This window comes from Halobacteria archaeon AArc-dxtr1, assembly GCA_025517425.1.
Lineage (GTDB): Archaea > Halobacteriota > Halobacteria > Halobacteriales > Natrialbaceae > Halostagnicola.
In genome coordinates, this window is the sequence record JAOPJY010000003.1 from 165836 (window position 1) to 182658 (window position 16823).

The window sequence follows — 16823 nt, forward strand, 5'->3', positions numbered from 1 at the left end:
GGAGCGATCAGCGAGTGAGGTGGTCGGTGAGCCGCGGCCGCGTTTGCAGCGTCTAGAGCACGTACTGGTCGGCCATCTCCACGGGCGAGATCACCTCGAGTTCGCCCTCGCTCTCGAGGTCGGCGAGTCGTGCGGCTGTCTCTTCGAGCGCCTCGATCGCGTCGTCCTCTTCGAGCAGGTAGAACGGGATCACCGTGATCCCGCCGTACTCGGCGGTCCACTCGAGCAGTTCGGGACCGTCGCCGGGATCGGGCGAGCTAGTTATCGAGCAGAGGTGGGGGTTCCCTGCGTACCCCTGGGCGGGCGCCTCGCCCGCGAACGCGATGTCGTAGTTCTCCCGGACGAGCTCGTAAGCCGCCTCGTTGTACGTCGAGCCGGGGTAGGCGAAACAGCGGGCACCGTCCTCATAGCCTCGCTCCTCGAGCCACTCGATAGGACCGGCGATGTTATCCTCGAGGCCGTCGCCGGGAGCGTCGTCGTCGCTAAGTTGCGAGCCCTGCGCGGAGTAGCTACCGATCGTCCAGCCGGCGTCGGCGAGGTCTGCAACCTGGTCTTCAGTGAGGTAGTCGCCCGCAGCCGCCGCATCGGGGCCGATTCGATTCGTCGGAACGAACGCGGTGCCGGTTAGGCCGTGTTCTTCGAGCGTCGAGAACCCTTCTGAGTAGTGGGTTTCGTGGCCACCGTAGAATTGGAGCATGACCTTCCCCGGTTCGTCTGGACGAGGTGTGAAGTAGAAGTCATCGACCCACAGTCGAGCGTCTTCGGCCCAATAGACGACCTGCAGGACGATGATCTCACTCAGGTCGGGATCTCCGCGAATGCGGCTGAGGCCGAAATTGTGGCGCGTCAGCGGTCCGTCTTCGACCACGCGTTGACTGAACTCGGCGTAGTCACCGTTTTCGTCCTGAAGCTGGATTCGGATCCTGCTATCGGTTTCACAGGTCATCGCGATTCCAGGAACGACGTCCCGGACGTCGATCGGTTCGTCCAGACTCCGGCGCATCCGAACCTGTCCGTCGTCCTCGGGGTCGAGAACGGCCGACTGAGACCCCTCAAACGATCGATCCGTGTCCGCTTCGATGGAGCCGAAATCCTCGTGTTCGAACCACAGGTCGAGATCTTCGAGGTCGTCGAAGGTACCTATCAGGCCGTGGTCGGATTCGTCTTCGTCGTCGGGTTCTTCTTCCTCGTCGGGTTCGTCTTCGTCGTCGGGTTCGTCCTGCGTATCTGTCTCGTCGCTGTCGTCGGATTCGTCTTCAGGGTCTGTATCGTCCTGAGGGTCTGGCTCTTCTTCAGTGGTGTCGCCCATGCAGCCAGCGAGGGCGACCGCGAGCCCCGTCGCGAGGTAGCGTCGTCGGTTCATCAGTACAGTAGTTTCCCGGTCGGGCACCACATTTGTTATTCCACAGATACATCGAGGAGGGTTGGTACCGAGGTGCCAGTGGTTCGAAGTAGTACGATCCAACTGAGCTGGAACTGCCGGCTACCAGAACAGTCGAGACCCCGTTCGTCGAGAGTCACTCGTCAACGTTCCCGAACGACACACTGGGTCTTCTGCACGACCAGCCTACTCATGGTAGCTCCGCCCTTGGAATGATCCCCGAGACTGAGTGTCACGTGAAAGGGATGACGAACGGACGCAGTAGTCCCGTACATCGGTGATCGGCCGACCGACTGCGACGTGCCCTACAGGGGCAAGGAAACCGAACCGATACGTGAGACACGGATCGAGTCTCCCCGACGCAGTCACCCGGAACATCTTTGACGCTGACCGGAATCCGTACGCATATGATCGACCAGACGGCCGAGGAGATCAGAGAGATGCAGACCCACAGCTCCTCCGTGGTGGCCGTAAACGCGAGCCGTGCCCTCCGAGCGCTCACGGAGCGCGAGTTCGCAACCGTCGAGGAGTACCTGCGCGCGTTAGAGCAAAACGGCACGATCCTGCGCCGGGCGAATCCGTCCCACGCCTCGTTGCAAAACGCAGTCCGGGCCGTCGTCCGCGAGGTGACCGACGCCGAGCCCGATACGGTCGAGGAGGCAAAGCGACTGACCGACACCCACATCCAGGACGTCGTCGCCCGAATCGAGTCGGCAAAGCGCCGCGCCGCGGAAAACGCCGTCGACGTCCTGGCAGACGGTGCGACGCTGTTAACCCATGATTACTCCTCGACGGTCATCGAGGCGCTCGAGGCTGCGACCGCCGAGGGGAAATCCTTCGACATCTACGTCACCGAGGCGAGACCACGCTACATCGGCCGTAAAACCGCCCGACGGCTCGCCCCGATCGAGGGAATCGACGTGACTCTCATCACAGATAGCGCGAGCGGCCTCCACCTAGACCAGTGTGACCGCGTCGTCGTCGGCATGGACTGCATCGTCGAGGAGACGCTGTACAACCGGGTCGGCACCTTCCCCATCGCCGCAGCGGCCGACCAGGTAGACGTACCCGTCACCGTCCTCGGCTCGGCCGCGAAGCTCGTCGGCGACGGCTTCGTCTTCGAGAACGAGTTCCGCTCTGCCAGCGAGGTCCTCCTCGAGCCTGCCGAGGGCTTTGCGGTGGAGAATCCGGCCTACGACGCCACGCCGGTGTCCCTCCTCGAGAGCGTGGTCACCGACGACGGCCGGCAGACCTTCTAATTCGAGTCGACTCTCGCTCGAGACTCAGTCGCGATCCCGCGGACGCTCGCCGAACGTGCGAGGGCCCCCATCGGTCGGCGTCGCCCACGTGACGGCGTTTCGGAGCACGCGGCGGATCTCCTCGTTTTCGTAGATCGGAATCGTCTCGTGCCCCGGTCGGAAGTAGAAGATCCGGCCACTCCCTCGTTGGTAACAACAGCCACTCCTGAACACCTCTCCGCCCTCGAACCAGCTCGTAAACACCAGTCGGTCGGGTTCGGGGACGTCGAACGGTTCGCCGTACATCTCCGTTTCGGGGAGCTCGATGTACTCGTCTAGGCCGTCAGCGATCGGATGGCCCGGATCGACCACCCAGAGGCGCTCGGTGCCGTCGTCTTCTCGGTACTGGAGGTTGCAGGTCGTCCCCATGAGCCGCTTGAACACCTTCGAGAAGTGCCCGGAGTGCAAGACGATAAGCCCCATTCCCTCCAGAACATGCTCCTGAACGCGGTCGACGATCTCGTCTGTAACCTCGTCGTGGGCCTCGTGACCCCACCAGCACAGCACGTCCGTCGCCGCCAGAACCTCGCGAGTGAGCCCGTGTTCGGGCTCGTCTAACGTCGCCGTCGTGACGTCGTGATCACCGTCGAGCACGTCGGCGATCGTCGCGTGGATCCCGTCAGGGTAGACCGCCGCGACCGCCTCGTCTTCGCGCTCGTGCCGATACTCGTTCCAGACCGTCACGTTCGCCATACCGTCCAGTCTGCCCTCGGTGGATATAGGACACACAGAGGATTCCACAGCCACAACACCAAATTTACACATACAGTCACATATTCGTGGTATTTTATTCCTGTATAGAATACTATTCCCATACTTTCCAAATATTCGTGCACAACGTTTATTCGTCTCGGCTTCTCGATAGCATCTATGAAGCATTGGTCTCCTCGACACCCTCCCGTACAACGGCTTATTACCGACCCGGCTACAGCCGCGTCTGAGGGGAAAGGGGGGGTTTCCCGATGAGCGTCGGCATCGGCATCGTCGGACTCGGCGGGATGGGCCACCTCCACGCCCGAACGCTCTCCGATCTCGGTGCGTCCGTCGTCGCGGGAGCCGACCCGATTCCCGGAAAGCGAGAGCGATTCGCGGATGAGTTCGGCGCGCGCGCGTACGAGTCCCACGACGAACTCGTCGTCGACGACGACGTCGACGCCGTCGTCGTCACGACGCCGAATCGGTTCCACGAGCCGATCGCCGTCGCCGCCCTGGAAGCCGGCTGTGACGTACTGGTCGAAAAGCCCCTCGCACACACCATAGAGAGCGCAGAGCGGATCGCCGCCGTCGCGGCCGAGTCTGCCGGCCACTGCATGGTGGGCTTTCACAACCGCCACGCGGGCTCGATGGCGATGTTCGACGAGCACCACGCTCGCGGCCGCTTCGGCGATCTCACGCACGTCGAAGCAAACTATGTGCGCCGGCGGGGCGTCCCAGGAACCGGCTCCTGGTTCACCAATCCCGACCTCGCAGGTGGTGGCGCCTTGCTCGACATCGGCGTCCACGCCATCGACCTCGCACTCTACGCGCTCGACTTCCCCGAGGTCGTGGAGGTAAGCGGCGTCACCCGATCGACGTTCGGCTCCCGCGACGAGTACGCCGATCCAGAGGGGTTCGGTGAGGATTGGAACGCTGAGAACGGCGGCTACGAGGTCGACGACTCGGTCAGTGCCTTTATCCGGTGTGCCGACGGCACGACTGTCTCGCTCGAGGCTGCCTGGGCGACCAACCGCGAACCGACCGCTGATTTCGTCGTCCGAGGAACCGAGGCGGGTGCACGGTTCGAAATCGGCGACACCGACCTCTCGATCCTCGAGGCCGGAAAGGCCGGCTGTGACCACTACGCCGACGTCGACCTGTCGGGAGATCCGTCGGCGACCGGCTACCGAGCACAGGACCAGCGATTCCTCGAGACGGTGGTCACCGGAATCGAGCCGAACACGAACACCATAGAAGAGGCGCTGACCGTCCAGCGAGTGATCGACGCGATCTACCGCTCGAGCGAGACGGGACGCGCCCAGCGAGTCGAGGCGCCGGTTTCGGACGACGTCTCGGCTGCAGAGACCGAGACAGCGCCTGGCAGTGTCGAACCGAACGCCGAAGAGGAAGTCGCCGACGGTACAACATCGAAGGAGACCGAGGACACCGACGCGGGCGTTTCGGCGGACTGCGACGCGGAGGCCGGGCCAGGTGCCAATGCGGAGACGGGTCCGGGTGCCGATGCGGAGACGGAAGTGGAAGCCGAAGCGGCGACGCAACCCGAGTGACACGCGTCACGCTGGACGCTCTTGTTCGAGACGAACCCGAATCGACCGTTCGGGATTTATGAGGCTTCGAGCGTAACCTGGTACTATGACAATTCTGGTCGCCTACGACGGCTCCCAGCCCGCTCAGGAGGCAGTCGAGTACGCGCTTCGCGAACACCCCGACGAGGAGTTCGTGTTATTCCGGGTGGTCGAACTCGCCGGCGGCTCGGTGAGTGCCGGGCTCAACCTGGCCAGAGAGGAGGTCACGAAACGCCGCGACGAGGTTGCAGACGATGTGGCCACGGACGTCACGACGCTCCTCGAGGAGGCCGACGCCGACTTTCGTATCGAAACCGCGCTCGGCGATCCGGCCCGAGAGATCGTCGAGTACGCCGAGGAGGGGGGCGTGTCTCAGATCGTAATTGGTAATCATGGCCGGGAGGGAGTCTCCCGAATCCTGCTTGGCAGCGTCGCCGAGTCAGTGGTCAGACGGTCGCCGGTTCCAGTCACCGTCGTCCGCTGACGGAGCAGCTCTTCTCGCCAAGCCATCGGCTACAGGCCGGGAAACGAACCGAAAAGGGGACGCTTAGATGACTTCGTCGAAGTCGTGGTGGCCGTGGATATCGACGCCCTCGTCGGTGATCTCACAGAGGAAGACCCCGTTTCCGGAGCCGGTGTCACGCTCTGCTGCGGACTTGATCCCGCGTGCGGCGACCGTCGTCGCCTCCTCGTTGGACATGTCCTCCTCGTAGGCCTGCTCTAAGTGACCGTAGGCGAGTTGCATCCCGGAGCCGGTAACGGTGTAGTCGTCTTCCATGACACCGCCGGCTGGGTCGATGCTGTAGACGTGACTGCCCTCCTCGTCGACGCCGCCCAGAATCGGGTGGATCGCGAAGAACGGGCCGCCACGGGCGAAGTTGCCCGCGAGCGTCGCCAGCGCGTTGATGCTCATCGGCTCGCCGCGGCGGGTCTCATAGAGGTTGACTTCGGCACGCAGGCTCGAGATGAACGACTGGGCGCCACCGACGCTGCCGACCATCGTCAAGGCGGCAGTCGGGTGGATCTGCTCGACCTTCTGGACGTTCTTGTTCGAGACGAACCGGCCGCCGAGACTGGCGCGCATGTCCGTCGCGATGACGACGCCGTCGGCCGTCGAGATCCCGATCGTCGTCGTCCCGGTCTTGTTGACCGTGTCGAGATCGGTGCGTGAGAGGTCGTTTTCGGGCATCGAGCCGAGTTCCGGAGCGTACGGATCCGACTCGGTGGCCAGCTTGTCGACCGTGCGAGAGAATTCCGACTCGTGTGTAGGCGTACGCATTGTGCACCACTAACGGCGGGGCGATATAAAACCCCGGCGGTCGCAGCACTTCAGGAATCGTCGATCGGCTCCTCTGGGCTGTGGGCACCCATCCCGACGCATCGGCACCGAAACCGCCCAATAAGATCAGTCGACGTCGACGCGCGTCCCGTACCCCGACTCGCCAACGACCTCGCCGTCGTCGTAGACGACCTCGCCGCGGACGACTGTCGTCGTCGGCGCCCCGGTAAAGGTCTCGCCCTCGAACGGCGTCACGCGACTCTTCGAGTGGAGCGCGTTGCGGTCCTCGAGGGTCCACTCGCGATCCGGATCGACGAGGGTGAAGTCGGCATCGGTACCAACCTGTAGCGATCCCTTCGTTGGATACAGCCCCCAGACCTCCGCAGGCCGCGCCGAGTGGTGGTAAACCCACTCCTCGAGGGAGAGCCAGCCACGGTCGACGAAGGTGAGCATCGCGGGAACCTCCGTCTCAAGGCCGACGAACCCCGAAATCGACTCCCAGGTGTCGGCGAAGGGGTCGTCGACGCCTTTCTCCGCGTCGGTGTGGGGTGCATGGTCGGTCGCGATGCAGTCGATCGCGCCGTCCTCGAGAGCGTCCCAGAGCCGTGCGCGCTCTTCGCGGTCTCGAATCGGCGGTTGCACGCGCGCGACGTTTCCTTTCTCGCGAAGGACCTCCTCGGTGAACCAGAGGTAGTGTGGACAGGTTTCGGCGGTGACGTCGACGCTACGATCGCGGCCGTCCGCGACCGCCTCGGCAGCCGAACCCGAGGAGACGTGAAACATGTGAATCTTGGCGTCGGTCTCCTCGGCGAACGTCACCATCCGCTCGACCGCCTCACGCTCTGCGATAACGGGTCGGGAGTGGGCGTGATCGATCGGCTCGTTTTTTTCTTCGGCTTGGAACTGCGCCGTATAGTGGTCGATGATCTCGCCGTTCTCCTCGTGGAAACCGAGTCGCTTGCCCGTCTCGCGGATCGCCTCCATCGCCTCGAGGATCTCGCCATCGGTCGGCGGCGGCACGTCGCCGACCGTCGAGCCGAGAAAGATCTTGTAGCCAAGCGCCCCGGCGTCGTCTATGTCGGGAATCAGATCGAGGTTCTCGGAGGTGACGACCGCGTAGCTCTGGAAGTCGACGTGTGCACCCGCCTCGCCGCGTTCGAACTTCAGTTCGAGGTGTTCGGGTCGATCGATCACCGGGTCGGTGTTTGGCATCCCGACGACGGTCGTCACGCCGCCAGCGGCCGCAGAACGGGTGGCAGACTCCCAGTCTTCTTTGTACTCGAGACCCGGCTCGCGGTTGTGGATGTGACAGTCGACGATGCCGGGGACCAGCACGCGACCGTCGGCGTCGATCTCTCGTCTTGCCTCGGGCAGTCGATCGCTGCGAGCGACGGCGGCGATCGTCTCGTCCTCGACGGCGACGCCTGCGTCTTCGGTGCGGCCGGCCGGCGTGACGACGGTGCAGTTTCGAACGACGAGATCGACGGTCATCTGGCTAGACGGTTCAATTTGGGGCGGATAAAACTTCCGCGAACGGCTCTCAGCGGGACTGTGCGCTCTCGTAGGCCTCACCCACGTTCGCGAGGAGGCGGTGGACGGGGAGGGAGAGTCCAACCCGATTGGCGGCGATCGCCAGTGGCATCGCCGTGATGCCGATCAGGATGCACAGTTGGTACAGGGCGAACAGGGTCGCGTGGTACGCGCGGGATATCATCGGCGTTCGCTCGTGTGCAGATCAAGGGTGTATATAAGCCTTTGTGAAGAGTGCAGACCATCACCGTTGTTCGTGTCGGTATCAGGTCGACGCAGTCGTGCGATTCAACTAGAGTTTCGCCAAAGGCAACCGAAGGCGCACTCGCGTCGAACTATATGGATCCCAACGGAAATCGATGGACTCTATTCTCATAACGTATGGCCATCATCCGAAGCACGTGCGCGGCCAGCCAGCGCGCGCAATCGGGCGTTTCATGCGGTGTGCGCCCGTTTCGCAGTCGTTCCGGATCGAACCGCAAGACAGGAAACCCCCCGGACCGATTAGTCGGTATGAGCAACTATCTCGTCGGGATGGAGGCCGCGTGGTTGGTTCGGGACGTCGACGCAATCGACGACGCGATCGGCGTCGCGGTCAGCGAAGCGGGCAAACGACTCAACAGCCAGAATATGGAGTACGTCGAGGTCGAGGTCGGCGCGACCGGCTGTCCGGCCTGTGGCGAACCGTTCGACTCGGCGTTCGTCGCAGCCGATACCGCTCTCGTGGGTCTGGCCCTCGAGATGGAGGTGTTCAACGCCGACGGCGAGGAACACGCCTCGAGAATCGCGAAAAGTGAGGTCGGCGGTGCCCTCCGAGACGTCCCGCTCTCAGTCGTCGACGTCCTCGAGACAGAGGCAGACGAGTAAGGTAGTTGGCGCTCGTCGCCGCTACCGTGAGGCCGTCGGGCGGCGAGTACGGCAGCCACCCCAAAGCATTTCTATAACTAACAGTTATTGATTCGCATGGAACTGCCGACGCCAGCCGATCTCCGGCAGCGGCGTACCGACCTCGGGCTGACCCAGAGCGAACTCGCAGAGAAGGCCGACGTCTCTCAGCCGCTGATCGCCAGGATCGAAGGCGGCGACGTCGACCCTCGACTGTCGACGTTACGACGCATCGTCAACGCGCTCGAAGAGGCCGAAAGCGACGTGATCCGCGCCGAGGATCTGATGAACGAGGCCGTCGTCAGCGTCGCCCCCGACGAACCGGTCAGCGAGGCCGCCAGCCGGATGGAATCGGAGGCGTACTCGCAACTCGCCGTTATTCAAAACGGGATCCCAGTCGGCTCGATTAGCCAGAGCGACCTCGTTCGCCTCGATTCTGAATCCCGGGATGAGCCCGTCGAGACCCACATGAGCGAGAGCTTTCCGACGGTCTCGAAAGATGCCACGCTAGACGAGATCAGCAACCTGCTCGAACACTACAAAGCAGTCATGATCACCGAGGCCGGCGAGACGGTCGGCATCATTACCGAGGCAGACCTCGCAGCTCGGCTCTCCTGAGACTGGCCTTGTGGCTCGCTTCTCCTAACACCGATCGAAACGAGCGCCGCGGTTCGACTCGTCGTCGGTTAGACGGCCAGATACTCCGTGACCGTCTCCCGATCGTCGAGGTCGGCGGCGTCGAGTTCGTCGACGATTGTTCCCTTGTCGACGGCGTAACAGCGTTCCGCGAGGTTCTGGATGACCTGCAGATTCTGTTCGACGAACAGAATCGTCGTTCCGAGTTCCTCGTTTATGTGCTGTAGGTCTCGGGTAATCTCCTGGACGATCGACGGCTGAACCCCTTCAGAGGGTTCGTCGAGCAAGAGCAGGTCTGGGTTGCCGATCAGCGCGCGGCCGATCGCCAGCATCTGCTGTTGTCCGCCACTCATCGTGCCGGCTTTCTGTGTCCGGCGCTCGGCGAGAATCGGGAAGTACTCGTAGACCTCGTCGTACAGCAGCGTGTCGTCGTCCGCGTTGATGGTTTCGCCCATCGTTAAGTTCTGTTCGACCGTCAGATCGGGGAACACGTCCCGTCCCTGCGGTATGTATCCCATGCCACGGCAGGCGCGCTCGTCCGCGCTCGTCCAGGTTCGAAGGCTGGTAGCGCCCAGTCGCGAGCGCACGCGATTGGCGAACGTAGCGGCCGACTCCGGTTCGGCGGCGTCCGCGACGACATCGTCTTTGAACACGATCTGGCCCGATCGCGGTTCGAGGAGTCCCATGATCGCCTTCACGAGGGTCGTCTTTCCGACCCCGTTTTTACCCATGATGCCGACGATCTCACCGTCGTCGACGTCGATGCTCACGTCCCGAAGGATCGGCGTCTTTCCGTAGGAGACGCCAAGGTTCTCGACGCGCAACATCACGACTCCTCCCCCAGGTAAATCCGCTTGACTTCAGGGTCCTCTCTGATCTCTCCGATCGATCCCTCGGTGAAGATCGAACCTTGGTGTAACACCGTCACCCGGTCGGCGATCGATTCGACGAAATCGATATCGTGCTCGATGACGATGAACGCGACGTCGTCTTCTGCCCTGATCTCCTGGAGGTAGGTTCCGATCCGCTCGGTCTCCTCGACGGAGAGTCCAGCGACGGGTTCGTCGAGCAACATCAACGTCGGTTCGAGACTGAGTGCCATTCCGATTTCGAGGCGCTGTTGTTGTCCGTGCGAGAGGTTCGCAGCTTTGGTGCCCGCGTACGCAGCGAGGTCAGCGCGATCAAGAACCTCGCGGGTTCGCGTCGCGTACTCCGACGGCGAACAGACGCGCTGGAGTGGGATGCGAAGGTTTTCTCGAACGGTGAACGACTCATACACGCTCGGAACCTGAAACTTCATGCTGATGCCGCGGTCGACGCGCTCGTGAGACGGGAGTTCCGTGATATCGGCACCGTTGTAGTAGATCACGCCCTCAGAGGGCGAGAGCTGTCCCGTGAGGAGGTTGAGCAGCGTACTCTTCCCCGCACCGTTGGGTCCGATCAGACAGCGCAGTTCGCCGGCGTCGATACCGAAGTCGACGTCGTCCGTCGCGGTAATCCCGCCGAAGTGCTTACTCAGGCTCCGAGTCTGGAGAATCCGGTCTGTCTGCTGGCCAGTTTCGTCCGCCGCAGCCGTCGTCTTGACTGTCGGGTCGCTAACACCCATCAGTCAGTCACCTCCTCGGGAGTCGCAGGCGGCCCAGATGACTCGTCCGAGCGACTCTCCTGAATCCAGACGTAGACGTCCTGTACCGCAGGAGCCATCCCTTTCGGTAGCAAGAGGATGACCGCGACGAGCAGCGATCCAACCATGACCAGTGCCCACTCGTCGGCGAGCTGGAGTTCGAACCACTGGATCGCTATCGCGGCCGCGGCAGTCCCGATGAGCGATTCCCGGCCACCGATGCTGGCCCAGATCACCGGCGCCGCTGCGGCCGTGATCTCGAAGACGTTCGGGTTGATGTAGTTGTCCGTCGTGACGAACAGCACGCCACCGAGACCAGCGATCGCGCCGCCGGCCGTGAACGTGGCGAACTTGATGAACGTCGTGTTGTAGCCGAACATCTCGGTTCGTTCTTCGTCTTCGCGCGTCGCAACCATCGCGTACCCAAAGCGGCTGTTCACGAGCCAGCGCAACAGCAGGTAGGTCCCGATCAGGGCTCCGAGGACGACGTAGAACTGTGCGGCGTCCCCGAACTCGATGCCGGTCTCGCCGATCCCGATACCGAGGTTCGGAATGCCGGGCATCCCGTTGTGACCGCCAAGTCGCGCTTCGCCGATCGCCCACTCGCTGCCGGCGGTCTGTCGCATGAACGTGAACAACACGAGTGCGACGACTAACGTGATGATCGTGACGTAGACCTCTCTGACGCCACCGTAGAACATGAAGTAGCCGAGTACGGCGGCGAAGCCTGTCGACACGAGTAGTGCGACGACGATACCGAGTGTCACCCCGGTGAACGCCTCGAGATTGAATGCGACGATCCCGAAGGTGTAGCCGCCGACGCCGAAGAACGCCACCTGGCCGAAGCTCAGGATGCCACAGTACCCCCAGATGAAACAGAGGCTGATCCCGAGCAACGCGAACACCATGAACCCGGTGACCGTCCGTGCGGCGTACGGCCCGAACAGCACGGGGTACAGCGCGAGCAACAAGACACCGACGGAGAGCCCGATCCAGAACGCCCTGGAGTTGCCGAGCGTGTTCGGCCCTTCGAACGGCGCTCTGAGTCGCTCACCGAGCGTCGGGCTGCGGTCGGGCTCTGTCATTCTGACTCCCTCCGTTTTTCACGCCAGTTTTCGACCACGCCGGTGATCCCGTCGGGCATCAGCCTGATGGCGAAGATGGCGACGATCAGCATCATGATTTCACCCATGAACTGCCCCCAGCCGACGGTGAAGATGGCGTCGACCGTCCCGAGCACGCTGCTCGCGAGCGAGGTGCCGAGGATCACCGACGGGCCGCCAACGACGACCGCGACGAACGCGTCGACCAGGTATCCGGTACCGAACTCCGGTCCGAGCGAGCCGCCGAACGCCGGCGCCAGGAGGGCACCGGCCAGTCCGGCCAGTCCGGAGCCGATCGCGAACGTCGTCATGTACATGCGGTCGGTGTCGACGCCCATGCTCCGTGCCGTCTCTGGGTCCTGCATGGTCGCACGGGCTCGAACGCCGAAGTTCGTCCGCGTGAACAGCCAGTACAGGAAGATGAGCACGATGATCGCCGCGCCAGCGAGCATCGTCCGGTAGGTGCCGGAGGTGTACGGACCGTAGCTGATGCTGCCAAAGGGCGTGCCGATGCTGTCCAGTGAGCTTCCCCACTGGATGCGAACGAGTTGCATGATCGCGATACTGATCCCGAACGTGAGCACCATCGAATCGAGCAGCCTGTCGTAGACGTGTCGGATAATCGTCCGCTCGAGGATCAGCCCGAACACCGTCGTCGCGAGAACGCCGACGACCATCGCTGCGGGGAGTGGGAGCCCGGCGTGAAACGAGAGGGCCGTCCCGTAGGCGCCAATGAGGATGAACTCCCCGTGGGCTAAGTTGATGATCCCCATCATCCCGAAGATGATCGCCAGGCCGACCGTCGCGAGCACGATGATACCGAAGCTCCGCGTGAACTCGAACAGCACCCGTAACACTTCGTACTGATCTACTGCCGCAATCGTAATCATCGGTTAGATTGCGTCGTAGAACTCTTCAGGTTCGTACTGCGTTGTCTCTGACTCTTCGGTCAGATCGCAGCCGACCTCGTGGAGGAAGGATGGTTCGATGTACTGTTCTTCGTCGAAGGTGACCTCGTGGTCCTCGTCGGCGTGTCCGATCCGCATGTGGTGGGTCATGTGGTGGGTCGCCGGGTCGAGTTCGATCGTTCCCTCGGGGGCGTCGATCTCCATGCCCGACTCGAGTTCGGCGATGACTTCTTCCTGGTCGAACGTGCCGGCGGCTTCGACGGCCTCCGCCCACAGGTGGACCGAGAAGTAGTTGTTCTGGGCCTCCTGGTTGAGGTAGTCGGCATCGGGGTACTCCTCGTAGAAGGCGTCGACGAACGTTTGACTCTCCTCGGTCTCGAGTTCCTCCATGTAGTTGACGCCGACGTACATGTCCTGCAGCGCGGGCGTGTCGAGGCGAAGATGCTCGTATCCCTGGGCCATCGTCGTCGAGGAAGCCATCGGGAGCATCAGGTCGTTGTCGGCACGCTGCTCGTAGAAGTTCCCATGATTGTCTCCGACGAGCATGGAGGCGATGAAGTCGACGTCCTCGCCTTGGATGTTGTTGATCGTCGACGAGAAATCCTCCTCTTCGAGCGGGATGTACTCCTCTTCGACGACCTCTGCCCCTTCTTCTTCGGCCAGAACCTTGACCCAGTCGCCGGAGATCTGTCCGAAATTGTAGTCGGCCGCAATCGTGTAAATCCGCGGGCCGTACTCCTCGATCATCCACGGGATGACGGCGCCGAGTTGCTGGCGGGCGGTCGCACCGACCGGGAAGACGGTTCGGTCACAGACACCGCCTTCGTACTGGGTCGTGTAGAAGTACAGCTGATCCTCCTCGTTGATAATCGGTCGGATCGCCTCGCGAGTTGCGCTCGCGTAGCCCGCCCAGAGCGCGTCGACTTGCTGATCGTTGATCGCCTCGCGCGTCAGGTCCTGGTAGCGCTCGTCGTCGGATTGGGGATCGGGATCGAAGACTTCGATCTCTTCGCCGAGAACGCCGCCGTTCTCGTTGAGTTCGTCGATCGCCAACAACGACGCCTGCCACTTCGAGGTCCCGTTGAGCGCGAAGTTGCCGGATCGATCCTCCAGAATTGCGACCGTGTGTGCGTCGGTTCCGCCACCGCCAAGGATCCCACCGTCAGAGACACAGCCGGCGACACCCGCGAGCAAACCAGCTCCGCCGGTCGCAAGCACCTCACGGCGCCCGTATCCTCGATCCGTCATCGCCCCACCTCTTGGGCGACAGCAATCTGCGAGACTATCTTGAAAGACAGAGGCAATTCAACAACATCACCAGACATTCGTCCAGTCATCGTTCACTCGATTCGGAAGCAAGAGTATTATAAAAGGCTTCTCCCCAGACTATCCAATTCCGTATACAGTCTTGAAGTCACCTTAGCCGATACTTCTGCCCTTCCTGACGGTTATATTCTGGCCATATGTCCACTTTATTGAGCCCCACCATGGCACCACACACGATGTCACGCTCCCGCCGAGGAGTCGGACTTTCGCCCGTTTGTCCAGCGCCACCTCGAACGACCCTAGACGAATAAGAGAATATCCACTTTTCACACCTGAACAACAGCGATTGAGTTATTTTGACTGTCAATACGCAATCTGTGGGCAAATATTGGGCCGTCTGCGTAGTATTAGGCTACCCGTGCCCGAGTGGGCACTCGTGATCACACAGTCCACAGTGAACGGCACGAAGCGGAATCGTCGGCCAGTCAGACCGAGGGGATGCCGGTGAGTTCGTTCGTCCCCGGAGAGCTCCGGCCTGCCGACCAAGCCGTCGAAATCAACGCTGATCGGCCCACGACGACGGTGGCCGTCGAGAACACCGGTGACCGACCGGTCCAGGTCGGCTCACATTTTCACTTCTTCGAGGTCAATCCCGGACTCCGCTTCGATCGAGAGGCGGCGTACGGCTACCGGCTCGACATTCCCGCCGGAACAGCCGTCAGGTTCGAGCCGGGAATCGAGCGCGACGTCGATCTGGTCGCCATCGGCGGCGATCGCAACGTCTACGGAATGGGCGGACTCGTCGGCGGTCCACTCGACGACGATGGGATGAAAGCCCGCGCACTGGAGCGAGCCCGAGAGCGAGGATATATACACGAGGCGGCAGGCGAAGACGAGAACGGGGAGGGCGACGAATGAGTCGCGACCTCTCGCGGCGCGAGTACACCGACCTCTTCGGCGCCACCGAGGGTGACCGGGTCCGACTGGGAGATACGAACCTGTTGGCGGAGATCGAGACGGACTACGGAACACCGGGCGAAGAGGCGGTCTTCGGCGGCGGAAAGACGATGCGCGACGGGATGGGGATGCAGGCCGGAACCACGCAAGCCGAGGGAGCGCTCGACTGGGCGTTTACCAACGTCGTGATCATCGACCCCGTCCTCGGCGTCTGTAAGGGCGATATTGGCGTTCGCGACGGAGAGATCGTCGGGGTCGGGAAAGCCGGCAACCCCGACACGATGGACGGCGTGGACATGGTCATCGGCCCGAGCACGGATACGGTTCCTGCGGACGGGCTGATCGCCACGGCGGGCGCACTCGACATCCACGTTCACTTCAACAGTCCGCAACTGGTCGACCATGCGCTGGCCAGCGGGGTCACCACGATGTTCGGGGGCGGCTTCGGCGGCGGGGCGACGACCTGCACGCCGGGGCCGACGAACATCCAGCGCTTTCTGCAAGCCGCCGAGGAGTGGCCGGTCAACGTCGGCTTCTACGCGAAAGGCAACAGCAGCAAGCCCGAGGCACTCGTCGAGCAGATTGAGGCCGGCGCCTGCGGGATGAAACTCCACGAGGACTGGGGCTCGACGCCCGCGGCGATCGACACCTGTCTCGAGGTGGCAGACGAGGAGGACGTCCAGGTCTGCATCCACACGGACACGCTAAACGAGTCAGGCTTCGTCGAGCACACCTTCGACGCCATCGACGGCCGGACGATCCACACGTTCCACATCGAAGGCGCCGGCGGGGGCCACGCGCCGGACGTGCTCGAACTCGTCGGGCACGAACACATGCTTCCCTCCTCGACGAATCCGTCGATGCCCTACACCGACAACACCTTCGACGAGCACCTGGATATGGTGATGGTTTGTCACCACCTGAATCCGGACGTTCCCGAGGACGTCGCCTTCGCCGAATCCCGTATTCGCGCGGAGACGATCGCCGCCGAGGACGTCCTTCACGATACCGGTGCCATCTCGATGATGACCTCCGACTCCCAGGCAATGGGGCGACAGGCCGAGGTGATCTCTCGGACCTGGCAGACCGCTCACAAGATGAAGGCCCAGCGCGGACCGCTACCCGAAGACGAGGGCACGGGCGCCGACAACGCCCGCATCGCACGCTACGTCGCGAAGTACACGATCAATCCAGCGATCGTGGCCGGTATCGACGACCACGTCGGCTCGCTCGAACCCGGAAAACTCGCCGACCTCGTGCTCTGGGATCCCGCCTTCTTCGGGGTCAAACCCGAGGTCGTGATCAAGGGCGGGTTCCCCGTCCAGTCACAGATGGGCGAGGCCAACGGCTCGCTGATGACCTGCGAGCCGATTCTCTCTCGCAAGCGCGCCGGTGCGCAGGGGCGGGCGAAACAGGCGCTCTCGGTTACCTTCGTCAGCGAGGCGGCCGCCGAGAACGACGTCGGCGAGGCGTACGACCTGAAGACGCCGGTCCGCCCGGTCCGCGGAACGAGGTCTGTAACGAAGTCCGAGATGCTGCACAACGATCACTGCCCGGACGACATCGACATCGACGCCCAGACGTTCGAAGTCGAAATCGACGGCGAGCACATCACCTGTGATCCGACCGACGAAGTGCCACTCGCACAGCGATACCTCCTCTAATCATGTCCGA

The 16823-nt window shown here is 62.7% G+C and carries 16 protein-coding genes and 1 pseudogene; 7 read left to right on the top strand and 10 right to left on the bottom strand.

Annotation, left to right across the window (positions count from 1 at the left end):
* Positions 1-52: 52 nt before the first annotated feature.
* The gene (locus OB905_12680; GenBank protein MCU4926823.1) at positions 53-1363 is read right to left on the bottom strand and encodes a polysaccharide deacetylase family protein; all 1311 of its coding nucleotides are present in this window, start codon (positions 1361-1363) and stop codon (positions 53-55) included.
* 425 nt (positions 1364-1788) lie between these two features.
* On the opposite strand from OB905_12680, the gene OB905_12685 reads away from it, so the two are divergent.
* Positions 1789-2640 (top strand): translation initiation factor eIF-2B, encoded by an 852-nt coding sequence (locus tag OB905_12685; protein MCU4926824.1) that lies wholly within the window; start codon positions 1789-1791, stop codon positions 2638-2640.
* Between the two features lie 24 nt (positions 2641-2664).
* On the opposite strand, the gene OB905_12690 is transcribed toward OB905_12685, so the two are convergent.
* On the bottom strand, positions 2665-3372 hold the full coding sequence (locus OB905_12690) for a ThuA domain-containing protein (GenBank protein ID MCU4926825.1): 708 nt from the start codon (positions 3370-3372) through the stop codon (positions 2665-2667).
* A gap of 269 nt (positions 3373-3641) precedes the next feature.
* Here OB905_12690 and OB905_12695 point away from each other — a divergent pair.
* Together OB905_12695 and OB905_12700 are read left to right on the top strand one after the other, a co-directional pair.
* Positions 3642-4709 (top strand): annotated as a pseudogene (locus OB905_12695) (Gfo/Idh/MocA family oxidoreductase).
* 319 nt (positions 4710-5028) lie between these two features.
* The gene (locus tag OB905_12700) at positions 5029-5445 is read left to right on the top strand and encodes a universal stress protein (GenBank protein ID MCU4926826.1); all 417 of its coding nucleotides are present in this window, start codon (positions 5029-5031) and stop codon (positions 5443-5445) included.
* A 63-nt stretch (positions 5446-5508) separates the two neighbouring features.
* On the opposite strand, the gene psmB is transcribed toward OB905_12700, so the two are convergent.
* From psmB to OB905_12715, 3 genes are all read right to left on the bottom strand, one after another.
* The gene (psmB, locus tag OB905_12705; protein MCU4926827.1) at positions 5509-6240 is read right to left on the bottom strand and encodes an archaeal proteasome endopeptidase complex subunit beta; all 732 of its coding nucleotides are present in this window, start codon (positions 6238-6240) and stop codon (positions 5509-5511) included.
* 126 nt (positions 6241-6366) lie between these two features.
* Positions 6367-7731, bottom strand: coding sequence for an allantoinase AllB (allB, locus tag OB905_12710; GenBank protein MCU4926828.1), 1365 nt, complete (start codon positions 7729-7731; stop codon positions 6367-6369).
* A 49-nt stretch (positions 7732-7780) separates the two neighbouring features.
* The gene (locus OB905_12715; protein ID MCU4926829.1) at positions 7781-7954 is read right to left on the bottom strand and encodes a hypothetical protein; all 174 of its coding nucleotides are present in this window, start codon (positions 7952-7954) and stop codon (positions 7781-7783) included.
* Between the two features lie 329 nt (positions 7955-8283).
* Between OB905_12715 and OB905_12720 the strand changes: the two genes are divergently transcribed.
* Both OB905_12720 and OB905_12725 read left to right on the top strand, forming a co-directional pair.
* Positions 8284-8637 carry a DUF555 domain-containing protein gene (locus OB905_12720; GenBank protein MCU4926830.1) on the top strand — a complete coding sequence of 118 codons (354 nt, stop codon included), beginning with the start codon at positions 8284-8286 and terminating at the stop codon, positions 8635-8637.
* Between the two features lie 96 nt (positions 8638-8733).
* Positions 8734-9273, top strand: a complete 540-nt coding sequence (locus OB905_12725) for a CBS domain-containing protein (GenBank protein MCU4926831.1) — start codon at positions 8734-8736, stop codon at positions 9271-9273.
* Positions 9274-9341: 68 nt separating this feature from the next.
* Here OB905_12725 and OB905_12730 read toward each other — a convergent pair whose 3' ends face one another.
* The 5 genes from OB905_12730 to OB905_12750 are packed head-to-tail and all read right to left on the bottom strand — an operon-like array spanning position 9342 to position 14174.
* Entirely contained in the window at positions 9342-10118 is a 777-nt protein-coding gene (locus OB905_12730; protein ID MCU4926832.1) for an ABC transporter ATP-binding protein, read from the bottom strand.
* The gene (locus OB905_12735; GenBank protein ID MCU4926833.1) at positions 10118-10897 is read right to left on the bottom strand and encodes an ABC transporter ATP-binding protein; all 780 of its coding nucleotides are present in this window, start codon (positions 10895-10897) and stop codon (positions 10118-10120) included. The genes OB905_12730 and OB905_12735 overlap by 1 nt, the downstream gene beginning before the upstream one ends.
* Positions 10897-12000 carry an urea ABC transporter permease gene (locus OB905_12740; GenBank protein ID MCU4926834.1) on the bottom strand — a complete coding sequence of 368 codons (1104 nt, stop codon included), beginning with the start codon at positions 11998-12000 and terminating at the stop codon, positions 10897-10899. The genes OB905_12735 and OB905_12740 overlap by 1 nt, the downstream gene beginning before the upstream one ends.
* Positions 11997-12908 carry an urea ABC transporter, permease protein UrtB gene (urtB, locus tag OB905_12745; protein ID MCU4926835.1) on the bottom strand — a complete coding sequence of 304 codons (912 nt, stop codon included), beginning with the start codon at positions 12906-12908 and terminating at the stop codon, positions 11997-11999. The genes OB905_12740 and urtB overlap by 4 nt, the downstream gene beginning before the upstream one ends.
* Positions 12909-12911: 3 nt before the next feature.
* A complete protein-coding gene (locus tag OB905_12750; GenBank protein ID MCU4926836.1) occupies positions 12912-14174 on the bottom strand; it encodes an urea ABC transporter substrate-binding protein in 1263 nt (420 codons plus the stop codon).
* A gap of 522 nt (positions 14175-14696) precedes the next feature.
* On the opposite strand from OB905_12750, the gene OB905_12755 reads away from it, so the two are divergent.
* Positions 14697-15110: an urease subunit beta gene (locus OB905_12755; protein MCU4926837.1), complete on the top strand. Its 414-nt coding sequence runs from the start codon at positions 14697-14699 to the stop codon at positions 15108-15110.
* Complete coding sequence (gene ureC / locus OB905_12760) at positions 15107-16813, top strand: urease subunit alpha (GenBank protein MCU4926838.1); 1707 nt, start codon at positions 15107-15109, stop codon at positions 16811-16813. The genes OB905_12755 and ureC overlap by 4 nt, the downstream gene beginning before the upstream one ends.
* Positions 16814-16823 lie beyond the last annotated feature (10 nt).